The sequence below is a fragment of the Pseudomonas wenzhouensis genome (genome assembly GCF_021029445.1).
Taxonomy (GTDB): Bacteria; Pseudomonadota; Gammaproteobacteria; order Pseudomonadales; family Pseudomonadaceae; genus Aquipseudomonas; species Aquipseudomonas wenzhouensis.
The window spans coordinates 2,190,227-2,202,867 of sequence record NZ_CP072610.1; the positions used below are offsets into that span (position 1 = coordinate 2,190,227).

Below are 12,641 nucleotides of genomic sequence, written 5' to 3' on the forward strand. Positions count from 1 at the left end.
GCAGCACAGTTTTTTCTCTGCTACGATATTCACAGGTAATACCTTTAGATAACGGAGGGCTGACCATGGCCACTTCCATCAAAATTGACGACGATCTGAAAGGTCGCATTCAGCATTTGGCTGGTTTGCGGCAGCGCTCATCCCACTGGATCATGCGTGAGGCGATTATCCAGTACGTCGAGCGTGAGGAGGCCCGTGAGAGCTTCAAGCAAGAAGCGTTGGCTTCTTGGGCTGCGTATCAGGAAACCGGACGGCATTTGACTGGCCAAGAGACTCGTACCTGGCTTGGTAGCTGGGGTACAGATGCCGAGGCAGAGCTTCCCAAGTGCCACGACTGATTGTCACTGAAGGCGCGGCGAAGGGCTTGGAGCGTTGCCGACGATTCCTCGCCGATAAAGACCCCCAGGTCGCGCGACGTGCTGCGCAGGCGATTGAGCGCCAATTCACTCGCTTGGAGGAAAGTCCGGAAGTAGGGCGTCCATTTCCAGATCTGCCGGAGCTGCGTGAGCTCATCATCGAGTTTGGTGACTCAGGTTACGTCGCTCTGTACCGCTATGAGCGAGCAGATGACACGGCCTATGTTTTGGCCTTCCGCCATCAGAAAGAAGCCGGCTACTGAGGCTGGGGTGCAGCTACTGTGCATTCAGCAAGGATCGACTCCAGCTTCTCACCCAACAACCGCCACGCCTCGGTTTTTTCCTTAGCGTAATCGTGGTGCAGGTAATGCCGTCGAACCTTGGAGCCACCCAGCAGATGGTTCTGGCAGCGATCGATGATCTCCAGCGTGACACCGAGCTCCTGCATCATGGTTGCACCAGTGCGACGCAGGTCGTGCGGTGTCCATTCACCCTTTATGCCCTTGCCCAGTACCAGTGAGTCGTCATGATGGCGGCCAGCCAGAGGCTTGCTCCGGTTCTTGAATCGACACTGCCTGTCTCCGATGAGCTTGCTGACAGTCTTGGTGTCAACGTGGCTTTGGTTGTCCTTGCTGGGGAAGCAAAACGGTGTATCGCCGGTTTCTTTCTGCAGGCGTTTGAACTGCGCGATGGAAAACGCTGACAAAAACACATGGTGATCCTGGCGCTTGCCTTTATGGCCTTTGGTGGCCTCGGCCGGGATGAACCAAGTCCCCTTCTCCAGATCCACGAAGCGCCATTCGGCCTTAAGCAACTCGCCGATTCGGCAGAGTGTGCTCAGGCAGATCCACAGCGCGCACTGGACGCGCGTATTGACCGGGCGAATGCCTGAATACTTCTGGCCAGCAGGAAGCTCTTCGTAGTCTCTCTCCAGGCGTTCGAGGATGTCACGCAGCTCGCGAATCTCGTCGGGGGAGAGAAGGCGGTCCCGTTGTTCTTCATAATCGTGATCGAGCAGCTTGCTAACATCTATAAGGTCGGCTGGATTGCCGTCAGTCATCAGGCCTCGCCAGGGTTTGCGTTTCTCACCCCAGCGGAGCATCTGGCCAATGTCGTTGTTGCGGATAACGACGGTGCGGTTCAGGCCACGGGCTTTGACTGAGCGCAGCACCGCGAGTAGATCCTTTTCGGTCAGGTTGCGCAGTGGTTTCTTGCCAATCAGCGGTAGGACATCTTTCTTGAAGCTGCGGGTCAGTTCGGCATTGCCATCTTGGCGGGAGACGCCGTCGCGAATCCATTCGTCGAAGAGGTCCGCCACCGTCTTGTTTTCGGCCGCTTGGCGTTCGGCTTCGGCGATGGTCGCTGCTACTGCAGCTTGAGCTTCTATCTTGGAAGCTTTGCGAGCAGCGGTTGGATCGATGCCTTTTGCGGCCGTCGCTCTAACCTCATCACGATCGGCGCGAATCTGAGCCAGAGACTTTTTCGGCCAGCTACCCAGGCGGTGGTCGCGTTTGACTCCGTCCAGTTTGAACTCATAGCGAAACAGGACAGTGACTCCGCGAATACCGGCGCGGACTTTGGCGACCAGGCCACCATCCTCGCGAAGTGTCTTGCCATCGTCGGCTGCGGTTAGTGCCTCCAACTGTTTCGCTGTCAGCTTTGCCACTCTCTACCCCTTGCTTGATTCGGTTGACTACGAATTTTGCCCCACTTTTGCCCCACCGAACTGCGTGGCTGGTGGTGGACGGTATTGGACGCTATGGGATGTGATATTAGCCTGTAAGCCCCGTATTTACTAGGCTTAAGCTTGTCCGTCAGTGTCCGATAGGATCTATTGGAATCCACCAAATAAGCGCATGGGGTGCAAGGGGTAGAGTGTTCGAATCACTCCGTCCCGACCAAAAACTCCAACGAAAACAGCCAGTTGAGCAATCACTGGCTGTTTTTGTTTTTGGGCTGCGCAAAACTGGCGCAAAACTACCCGGCGATTTCGGTGATATCCAGAACGGGCGCGGATTACGCGAGTCGGTAGCCGAAATCCTGTTGGCTTCATCGATCAGTTTGCCCAACTCGGCGGCTGAGTAGTGACTGGTGATGCTACCGTTATCCCGTCTGCCCAAAGCCTTCGACTTCAGATCGTGAGTGTGGATTTGACAGTAGAGAATTAGCGTCTAGGTTGAAAAATGAGCCTAACGTGCTCGTCTCACTCACCTACATGGAACGTTAAACCATGAAAAACTACCTCTCTTCTGTCCTCTTTGCGCTTCTTGCCTCTTTCTCCTTCGCTGTATCCGCAGTCGACACTGGAAACGCCGAGGCTGGCGAAGCGACCTCCGCGCAAGTCACTCAGGCTGTAACCGTCAATCTCAATACTGCTGATGCCGAGACGCTCCAGCATGAGCTGGCGGGTATCGGTGCAACCAAAGCTCAGGCAATCGTGGCCTATCGTGAGGCTCATGGCAGTTTTGCTTCTGTTGACGAACTGCTTGAGGTCAAGGGTATTGGTGAGGCGACTCTGAATAAGAATCGCGACAAACTGGTAGTCGACTGACGCCTGCAGGTATCGCCATCAAGGCCGGTCATTGACCGGCCTTTTTGTTGTTTGAGCCTGTTCAAAAGCCTCAAATCGGTCGTGATAGCCGGCCAAGGACTCACCTCTTCAGTAAATGCTGGCAAACTTGCGCTTCGATTTTCGACAGGAGTCAGTCGATGCCCGCCAGCCCGGAGCTGTCCCCCGGCCTTATCGTTATTCACGGCAATCACCTCGAAGAGCTGCGTGCGCTGGCGGTGCAGTGGATGCGGCGCTATCCGCTGCGGCCGCTGGAGAACGAAGTGTTGCTGGTGCAGAGCAATGGCATCGCCCAGTGGCTCAAGCTGGCGTTGGCCGAGCGTGATGGTTGCGGTATCGCGGCGGCGCTGGACGTTGACCTGCCGGCGCGCTTTCTCTGGCAGGCGTACCGTAACGTGCTGGGTAGCGATGCGATTCCGCAGCAGTCGCCTCTAGACAAGGCGCCGCTGACCTGGCGTCTGATGCGCCTGTTGCCGGATTTGTTAGCCGAGGAGGCGTTCGCTCCATTGCGCCGTTTCCTTGCCGATGACCAGGATTTGCGCAAGCGCCACCAACTGGCCGAACGTCTGGCGGATCTGTTCGACCAATACCAGGTCTATCGCGCCGACTGGCTGGCGGACTGGGTCGCCGGGCATGATCGCTTGCGTACCTCGCGTGGCGGCGAGCGGCTGCTGGAGGGCGATTCCCGTTGGCAACCCGCGCTGTGGCGCGTCTTGCTGGCGGATGTTGGCGAGCAGCACCTGGCCGAGAGCCGCGCCGGCGTGCACCCACGCTTCGTTGCGCGCATGGGCGAACTGGAAACGCCGCCAGCCGGGCTGCCGCGACGCATCACCGTTTTCGGTATTTCCTCATTGCCGGCCCAGGTGCTGGAAGCACTGGCGGCCATGGCGCGTTTCAGCCAGGTCATGCTCTACGTGCACAACCCCTGTCAGCATCACTGGGGCGATATCGTCGAAGACAAGGATCTGCTGCGCCACGAATATCGCCGCCAGCAGCGCAAGGGCGGGCCGGGCGCGCAGATCGGCCTGTTCGAGCAGGAGGACATGTACCAGCACGGGCAGCCACTGCTCGCGGCCTGGGGTAAGCAGGGGCGCGACTACATCAATCTGCTGGATCAGTACGACGAGCCGCAGCGTTACCGCGAGCAGTTCGAGCGCATCGACCTGTTCAGCCCGGGCAGTGAGAGCTGCCTGCTTGGCCAACTACAGAACGACATCCTCGACCTGCGTCCGCTGGCGGAAACGCGCAGCACCTGGCCTCCCGTCGACCCCGCCAAAGATCATTCGCTGCGCTTTCACATCGCCCACAGCGCTCAGCGCGAGGTGGAGGTGCTGCACGATCAACTGCTGGCCAGTTTCAGCGAGGACGCCACGCTAAGGCCGCGCGACGTGATCGTCATGGTGCCGGACGTCAATGCCTACGCACCCCATATCCAGGCAGTGTTCGGCCAGTTCGCCAGTGACGACCCGCGTTTCATTCCCTTCACCCTGGCTGATCAGGGACTGCGCGGCAAGGAGCCGATGGTCATCGCGCTGGAGCACCTGCTGCGCCTGCCGGAAAGCCGCTTTAGCGTCAGCGAGATTCTTGATCTGCTGGATGTCGCCGCGCTGCGTCAGCGCTTCGCCATCGCCGAGGAGCAGTTGCCCACCCTGCGCCGCTGGCTGGAAGGCGCCGGTGTGCGCTGGGGGCTGGATTCGAGCCAGCGACAGTCGCTGGGCCTGGGCGAGAACCTGGAGCAGAACACCTGGCGTTTCGGCCTGCGGCGCATGCTGCTGGGCTACGCAGTGGGCACGGCCGATGCTTTTGCCGGTATCGAACCCTATGACGAGATCGGCGGGCTCGACGCTGCGTTGATCGGCCCGGTGACGCGCCTGCTGGAAAGCCTCGATCGGCATCTGCAGCAGCTGCGCGAGCCGGCCACGCCGGTGCACTGGGGCGAACGCTTGCGCAGCGTGCTCGACGATTTCTTCCTGGCGCAAAACGACCGCGAAGACGTGCTCACGACTCAGTTGCTCGATACGCTGGATGCCTGGCTGGAGCTGTGCGAGGCGGCGACCCTGGAAGAAGCGCTGACCCTGCCGGTGGTGCGCGAAGCCTGGCTGGGCGGGCTCGATCAGGGGCGGCTGAGTCAGCGTTTTCTCGCCGGTGCGGTGAATTTCTGCACCCTGATGCCGATGCGCGCGATTCCGTTCCGCCAGGTCTGCCTGCTGGGCATGAACGATGGCGACTATCCGCGCAGCCAGGCGCCGCTGGATTTCGACCTGATGGCTGGAGATTACCGCCCCGGTGACCGCTCGCGCCGCGAGGATGATCGCTATCTGCTACTGGAAGCGCTGCTGGCGGCGCGTGATCGTCTGTATATCAGTTGGGTGGGGCGCAGCATTCGCGACAACAGCGAGCGCCCGCCGTCCGTGTTGGTTGGTCAACTGCGCGACCATCTTGCCAGCGCCTGGACGCTGGTCGGTGGCGGTGATCTGCTGCATGGACTGACCACCGAGCATCCCTTGCAACCGTTTAGCCGCCGCTACTTCGATGGCCAGGGGCAGTTGTTCAGTTATGCCCACGAGTGGGCCGCCCTGCATGGCCAGGTCTCGACCCGCGAAAGTGCTGCGCCCTTGCCGGCCTGGGAGGAGGGGCTGCAGCTTACGCCTGAACTGTTGCAGTCGTTCCTGCGTGATCCGGTGAAGTGTTTCTTCACCCGTCGCCTGAAGGTGTTTCTCGATGAACAAGAGCAGGCGCGGCTCGACAGCGAGCCATTCGCCCTCGACGGACTGCAGCGTTATCAGTTGCAGGAAACCTTGCTCAAGGCGGCGACCGCAGGCGAGGGCGACAGCGATGATGCGCTGAGGGTGGCAGCCGACCGCCTGCAACGCAGCGGTGTCCTGCCGCTGGCCGGTTTCGGCGAGCAGTATCGCAACGCCTTGCTGGAGCCCCTGCCAGCACAATTACGGCGTTATCAGGGACTTTGCCTGTGCTGGCCGAGCCCGATCGAGTCGCCGCAGCGTCTGCTCTTCAGCGCAGCCGGTGTTGAACTCGATGGCTGGCTTGCCGGGCTGCGGCAGAAAGCCGATGGCGGCCTGGCGCGTCTGGAGCTGCTGCCGGGGGCGCTGCACAAGGACAAAAGCTGGAAATGGCATCGTCTGTTGCGGCCCTACGTGCTGCATGTCATCGCGTCGGCCTGCGGCGTGCCGCTGACCACGCTGCTGGTGGGGGAAGATCGCAGTTTAGCCTTCGAACCTCTACCTACGGAGCACGCAGCCCGCATACTGGCCACTTGGCTGGAAGCCTGGAACGCCGGCATGCAGATGCCTCTGCCGGTGGCTCTGAAAACCTCGTTGGCCTGGTTGCAAGACAAAAACGAAGACAAGGTCCGCAGTGTCTACGAAGGCGGCTACAACCTCACAGGTGAAGTCCAGGGCAGTGCCAGTCTGGCCAGGCAGTTCCCGAATTACGCCGCGCTCACCGCCGATGGCCAGTTTCCGGTATGGAGCGAGCAGCTCTATCAGCCACTGCTCGACAGCCATCCGCAAGCACTCAAGGAGGACGCAGCATGAGCCAGCAGCGCCCTCTGGCCCTGACGTTTCCCCTGCATGGCAGCCGCTTGATCGAGGCCAGCGCTGGTACGGGCAAGACCTTCACCATTTCCGCGCTCTACCTGCGGCTGATTCTAGGGCATGGCGGCGACGCCGCGTTCCGCGAGGCGTTGCTACCGCCGCAGATTCTGGTGGTGACCTTCACCGACGCGGCCACCCGCGAATTGCGCGACCGGATTCGCGCACGCCTGGTCGAGGCCGCGACTGTATTCCGGGACGATGCCGAGGGCGATGATCTGCTGCGCGAATTGCGCAGTGACTTCGCCCAGACGCAGTGGGACGAGTGTGCCCGCCGCCTGGAACTGGCGGCGCAGTGGATGGACGAGGCAGCCGTGTCCACCATCCACGGCTGGTGCCAGCGCATGCTGCGCGAGCATGCCTTCGACAGCGGCAGCCTGTTCAGCCAGACCCTGGAGACCGATCACAGCGAGCTGTTGGCCGAGGTGGTGCGCGACTACTGGCGGCAGCACTGCTATCCGTTGCAGGGCGCGGCGTTGCAATGGGTGGCGGGTGTCTGGGGGACGCCTGCGGGGCTGGGTAGCAGACTGCGACCGTTATTGGGCGAAGAGGGGCAGCTTGCGACACAAGTGCTAGGCGAATTGCTCGATGGCGCGCTGCTGCAGCGCGAGCAGGCACTGGCCGAGCTCAAGGCGCCCTGGCTGACCTGGGCCGATGAACTGCAGTTGCTGCTGGATGCTGCGGTGGCGGCCAAACAGGTGGACGGCAAGAAAATCCAGGCGCGCTTTTACAACCCCTGGCTGGCCAAGTTACGCGAGTGGGCTGGCGGCGAAGAGTCGCATCTCGATCTGGGTACCGGCTTCACCCGCCTAACCCCTGATGGTCTGGCCGAAGCCTGGAAGGGCGAAGCGCCTGCTCATCCGGCATTGGAGGCCATGGCTCTGCTCAAGGCGCAACTCGATGCGCTGCCTGATCCCGCTGATGCGGCGTTGCGCCACGCGGCTGCCTGGGTTCGCCAGCGCTTCGACTGGGAGAAACGCCAGCGCGCGGAAATGGGCTTCGATGACATGCTCGTGCGCCTGGACGTTGCCCTGCAAGGCAGCAATGGCCCGCGCCTGGCCGAGGTGATCCGTCGCCAGTTTCCGGTGGCGATGATCGACGAGTTCCAGGACACCGACCCGCTGCAGTACCGCATCTTCGATACGCTCTACGAAGTAGAGGCCAATCGTGAAGACTGCGGCCTGTTCGTGATCGGCGACCCCAAACAGGCCATTTATTCCTTCCGTGGCGCCGACATTCACACCTATCTGCGCGCGCGCCGGGCAACCGTCGGCCGACATTACAACCTGGAGAAAAACTTCCGTTCCAGCCAGGCCATGGTCGATGCCGTCAACGGTGTTTTCCTGCGTGCCGAACAGCGTGATGGCGGCGAGGGAGCGTTTCTGCTGCGCGACGACCTGCCCTTTATCGAGGTGGGCGCGCAGGGCCGAGGCGAGGTGTGGAGTGTCGACGGGCAAGCGCAGTCAGCCCTGACGGTGTGGCAACTGGCGAGCGACGAGCCGCTTGCCAAGGGCGCCTATCTGGATGTCATGGCAGCTGGGACGGCCAGCGAAATCGTGCGTCTGCTGGATCTGGGTCAGCGCGGGCAGGCGGGTTTCATCAAGGACGAGGTGCTGAATACTCTGCGGCCCAGCGATATCGCAGTGCTGGTGCGCGACTTCAACGAGGCGCAGGCCATTCGCGGCGAGCTGGCTGCACGCGGCGTACGCAGCGTCTACCTCTCCGACAAGGATTCGGTGTTCGCCGCCCAGGAGGCGCGTGACCTGTTGCTGTGGTTGCGTGCCTGCGCCGAGCCGGATCAGGATCGCCCGCTGCGTGCGGCGCTGGCCAGTGCCACGCTAGGGCTGGGGTTGAGCGAGCTGGAGCAGCTCAATCTCGACGAGCGCACCTGGGAGCGCCGCGTCATGCAGTTCCGCGACTATCGCCAGCGCTGGCAGCGCCAGGGTGTGCTGCCGATGCTGCGCCAGTTGCTGCAGGACTTTGAACTGCCGCAGCGGCTGATGGGGCGTGACGATGGCGAGCGGGTGTTGACCAATCTGCTGCACCTGGCCGAGTTGCTGCAGCAGGCTGCCGCCGAGCTCGATGGCGAGTTGGCGCTGATTCGGCATCTGAGCGATCTGTTGGCCGGTGAGGGGCAGGCTGCCGACGAGCAGGTGCTGCGCCTGGAGAGTGACGAGGCGCTGGTTCGCGTGGTGACCATTCACAAATCCAAGGGCTTGGAGTATCCCCTGGTGTTCCTGCCGTTCATCTGCGCCTTCCGCCCGGTGGATGACAAGAAACCACTGCAGATCCACGACGGCGAACGCCGACGTTTGGTGCTCAAGGCCGATGAAGAGAGTCTGGCGCGCGCCGAGCGTGAGCGTCTGGGGGAAGATTTGCGCTTGCTTTACGTAGCGCTGACCCGTGCCCGTCACGCCTGCTGGCTGGGCGTGGCGGATCTGAAGATCGGTAACGGCAAGAAGTCGCGTCTGCATGAGTCGGCTATCGGCTATCTGCTTGGTGGGGGCGTATCGCTGGGCGCTAGTGGCGAACTTGCCAACTGGCTCGCACCCTTTGCTGCTGGTCTGGAAAGCACCGTGGCGCCGGTACCGCCCATCAGCGAGCAGCGCTATCGCATGATCGAAGATGAGCAGTTCGAGCCGCATTGGCGTACGCCAGTACGACGCGCAGCCGAACATTGGTGGATCGCCTCCTACAGTGCGCTGCGCCTGGACGAGGATGCGCCCAGCCAGGTCAGTCGCCATGAGGACGCCGCGCCTGACAGTCCGGCTATGCAGAATGCCATCGACGACGAGAACCCGTTGCTGGCCCTGGCGCCGCTGCCGGCATCCGCCCAGGGGCTGCATCGCTTCCCGCGTGGGCCGAACCCGGGCACCTTCCTCCACGGTCTGCTGGAAATGGCGGCGCAGGAAGGCTTCGCCACGCTTGCGCAGGAACCTTCTAAGTTGCGCGAGGCACTGGCCAGGCGCTGTCAGCGTCGCGGCTTGGAAAACTGGATCGATCCGCTGTTGGACTGGCTATTGGCACTGCTGACCGAGCCGCTTCCGTTGACCGGCACGGATACCGTCGTGCTGGCACAACTGACCCAGTACCAGCCCGAGCTGGAATTCTGGTTCGAGGCGCGTGGGGTGGATGTCAGGCTGCTGGATCAGTGGGTGCAACAGTGTGAGTTGCCGGGTGTCGCCAGGCAGCCGCTGCGGGCTGACACCCTCAACGGCATGTTCAAGGGTTTTATCGATCTGGTATTCGAGCATCAGGGGCGTTACTACGTGGCGGATTACAAATCCAACTGGCTTGGCAGCGACGACAGCGCCTACACCCGTGAAGCGATGGAAGTGGCCATCGCCAGCCACCGTTATGACCTGCAATATGTGCTCTACGTGCTGGCCCTGCATCGGCAACTGCGTCTGCGCCTGCCGGATTACGACTACGACCAGCATTTAGGGGGGGCGCTCTACCTCTTTATCCGGGCTCCGCAGCAGGGCGCCTACCTGGCGCGACCGCCGCGCGCGCTGATCGAACGCCTGGATACGCTGTTCATGGGCGAAGTCGGGGAGGGCGCAGCATGAGTACGATGCTTGCACCGGCGCTGCGCGATCGCGCCGAACTCTTTACCTTGCTTTCTATATGGAGCGAGCGTGGTTGGCTGCGCGAGCTGGATCGTACATTGGCGCAGTTGTTCGCCGAGCTGGATCCGCAGGCTTCACCGCTGCTCCTGCTCGGCGCCGCACTGGCCAGTCACCAGCTGGGCCAGGGGCATGTCTGCCTGGATCTGGCGGCTACGCTGGCCAACCCTGACTTCACCCTGTCCCTGCCGCCGGAAGGGGAGGACGCAGAAGAGGCGATGATCCTGCCGTCTCAGGTACTGACTGGGCTCAGCCTGGAGTCCTGGCTCGCAGCCTGTGCCGGCAGCTCGTTGCTGGAGTCCGAGGGGGCGCCATTGGTGCTCAGCGGCGCCTGTCTATATATGAGGCGTTACTGGAACTATGAGCGCCAGGTGGCAGGCGATATCGCCCGGCGACTGCAGGCGAGCGCTGCTTCGCCGGCCGACCTGGCTGCGCGGCTGGCTTCACTCTTTCCCGAACCGCTGATGGTGGACGGCCAGCGTCTGACCGACTGGCAGAAGCTGGCCTGCGCCATGGCGGCGCAAGGGCGCTTCACCCTGATCACCGGAGGACCAGGCACCGGCAAGACCACCACGGTGGTACGCCTGCTGGCTTTGTTGCAGGAGGCGGCTATGGCCACTGGCGAGCCCCTGCGCCTGAGTCTGGCAGCGCCCACCGGTAAGGCAGCCGCGCGGTTGACCGAGTCCATTGGCGCGCAAGTGCAGTCCCTGGCGCTGGATGAAAAGGTGCGTGTGCAGATTCCAACCTTGGTCACGACATTGCACCGCTTGCTCGGCAGTCGTCCTGGCAGCCGGCATTTCCGTCACGATGCCGCCAATCCTCTGCCGCTGGATGTGCTGGTGGTGGACGAGGCGTCGATGATCGACCTGGAAATGATGGCCAGCCTGCTGGACGCGCTGCCAGCGCATGCGCGTTTGATTCTGCTGGGCGACAAGGATCAACTGGCGTCGGTAGAGGCTGGCGCGGTGCTGGGCGACCTGTGTCGGGAGGCAGAAAGCGGCGGCTACAGCGAAGCGACGCGCGCCTGGTTGGAAAGCCAGACGGGAGAGCGGCTGGACGATCCGGTGTTGCGGCGCGGTGACAAAGCGCTGGCGCAACATATCGTCATGCTGCGCCACTCGCGCCGCTTCGGCAGTGGCTCGGGTATTGGGCGTCTGGCGCGTGCGGTAAACCAGGGCGATGCGCAGACGGCTCGTGCGACTTTGGCAGCCGGCGCGGATGACCTGCATGTGCTGCGTCTATCGAGTGAGCAGGATCGTGCGCTGGAGCGACTGCTTATTGAGGGGCTGGGCGGCAGGGAGCCTCGTCCGCAGGGATATGCCCATTATCTGCAGGTGATGCAGGCGCAGCGCCCCGCCCCAGATGCTGACTCCCTGGCCTGGGATGGTTGGGCCGCTAATGTCCTGGCGGCGTTCGATCAGTTCCAACTGCTCTGCGCCGTTCGCAAGGGTGCCTGGGGTGTGGAGGCTCTCAACGAACGTATCGCCGAAGCGCTGGTGCGCCGTAACCTGCTGGAGCAAGCCTATGGCTGGTATGAGGGGCGGCCTGTGCTGGTAACGCGCAATGACTACAGCCTTGGTCTGATGAATGGCGATATCGGCATCGCGCTGCGCCTACCGGAGCCGCCTGAATCTCCGGGCGCGCCTGTACGCGAGGTGTTGCGAGTGGTATTCCCGCGCAACGACGGTAGCGGCGCCCTGCGTCATATCCTGCCCAGCCGCCTGAGCGCGGTAGAAACAGTGTTCGCCATGACCGTACACAAGTCGCAGGGCTCGGAGTTCGCCCACTGTGCGCTGATCCTGCCCGATAACCTCAACCCGGTACTGACCAAGGAATTGGTCTACACCGGTATCACGCGGGCTCGCCACTGGTTCAGCCTCATTGAAAGTCGCGCAGGCATCTTCGAGCAGGCGGTACAGCGTCGCGTGCAGCGCCGCAGCGGCCTGCGCGAGGCGCTCGAAGCGCTATGAGTCATAAAACTGCAAAATAAGCTTGACGCGCATTCTGCTGGAGGTAGAATGCGCGCCACTTCAGCGATGAAGCGCTTCAAAAACTTCTTGTTAATCAATAAGTTAAGTTGAATGAAGGGCTTGTAAAGCTGAATCTGGCGTGTAGAATGCGCGCCGGTCGACAGGGTGGTGGTTTGATCCTGTTGGTGCTTCGGTCGAATGGATCGAAAGCGGTTTGAAAGAGGTGGTTGACAGCGGTTTTGAACGCTGTAGAATGCGCCTCCCGCTGGAGAGAAGAAGTTCTGATCGAAAGCGCAAGTGGTTGAGTAGAAAAGAGTTTCTCCGGAAACAAAATCGAAAAACAGCTTGACAGGTAGAAAGGCTGCTGTAGAATGCGTGGCCTCGGTTGAGACGAAAGGCTTAACCAACTGTTCTTTAACAACTGAATCAAGCAATTCGTGTGGGTGCTTGTGAGGTAAGACTGATAGTCAACTGATTATCAGCATCACAAAGCAACACTCGTTAATTCG

General features: G+C 61.6%; 8 protein-coding genes and 1 pseudogene. 7 read left to right on the top strand and 2 right to left on the bottom strand.

Going from position 1 to position 12,641, the window contains the following annotated elements:
• Positions 1 to 65: 65 nt before the first annotated feature.
• Together J7655_RS10055 and J7655_RS10060 are read left to right on the top strand one after the other, a co-directional pair.
• Positions 66 to 338, top strand: coding sequence for a CopG family ribbon-helix-helix protein (locus J7655_RS10055; RefSeq protein WP_230927613.1), 273 nt, complete (start codon positions 66 to 68; stop codon positions 336 to 338).
• A complete protein-coding gene (locus J7655_RS10060; RefSeq protein WP_230927614.1) occupies positions 326 to 619 on the top strand; it encodes a type II toxin-antitoxin system RelE/ParE family toxin in 294 nt (97 codons plus the stop codon). Before J7655_RS10055 ends, J7655_RS10060 begins: the two co-directional genes overlap by 13 nt.
• On the opposite strand, the gene J7655_RS10065 is transcribed toward J7655_RS10060, so the two are convergent.
• The gene (locus J7655_RS10065) at positions 613 to 2,022 is read right to left on the bottom strand and encodes a tyrosine-type recombinase/integrase (RefSeq protein WP_230927615.1); all 1,410 of its coding nucleotides are present in this window, start codon (positions 2,020 to 2,022) and stop codon (positions 613 to 615) included. The genes J7655_RS10060 and J7655_RS10065 overlap by 7 nt on opposite strands.
• 209 nt (positions 2,023 to 2,231) lie before the next feature.
• Here J7655_RS10065 and J7655_RS21000 point away from each other — a divergent pair, with 209 nt between their 5' ends.
• The gene (locus J7655_RS21000) at positions 2,232 to 2,441 is read left to right on the top strand and encodes a hypothetical protein (RefSeq protein ID WP_420850924.1); all 210 of its coding nucleotides are present in this window, start codon (positions 2,232 to 2,234) and stop codon (positions 2,439 to 2,441) included.
• Here the strand turns inward: J7655_RS21000 and J7655_RS21005 are convergent.
• Positions 2,369 to 2,515: pseudogene (locus J7655_RS21005) on the bottom strand (tyrosine-type recombinase/integrase); the annotation flags it as partial. The gene J7655_RS21000 and the pseudogene J7655_RS21005 sit on opposite strands and share 73 nt — an antisense overlap.
• 71 nt (positions 2,516 to 2,586) lie before the next feature.
• Between J7655_RS21005 and J7655_RS10075 the strand changes: the two are divergent.
• The 4 genes from J7655_RS10075 (at position 2,587) to recD (ending at position 12,132) form a co-directional block, all read left to right on the top strand.
• Positions 2,587 to 2,907: a ComEA family DNA-binding protein gene (locus tag J7655_RS10075; RefSeq protein ID WP_230927616.1), complete on the top strand. Its 321-nt coding sequence runs from the start codon at positions 2,587 to 2,589 to the stop codon at positions 2,905 to 2,907.
• Positions 2,908 to 3,065: 158 nt separating this feature from the next.
• Positions 3,066 to 6,479 (top strand): exodeoxyribonuclease V subunit gamma, encoded by a 3,414-nt coding sequence (recC, locus tag J7655_RS10080; RefSeq protein WP_230927617.1) that lies wholly within the window; start codon positions 3,066 to 3,068, stop codon positions 6,477 to 6,479.
• Entirely contained in the window at positions 6,476 to 10,105 is a 3,630-nt protein-coding gene (gene recB / locus J7655_RS10085) for an exodeoxyribonuclease V subunit beta (RefSeq protein WP_230927618.1), read from the top strand. Before recC ends, recB begins: the two co-directional genes overlap by 4 nt.
• Positions 10,102 to 12,132: an exodeoxyribonuclease V subunit alpha gene (gene recD, locus J7655_RS10090; protein WP_230927619.1), complete on the top strand. Its 2,031-nt coding sequence runs from the start codon at positions 10,102 to 10,104 to the stop codon at positions 12,130 to 12,132. Before recB ends, recD begins: the two co-directional genes overlap by 4 nt.
• The last annotated feature ends 509 nt before the right edge of the window (positions 12,133 to 12,641 follow it).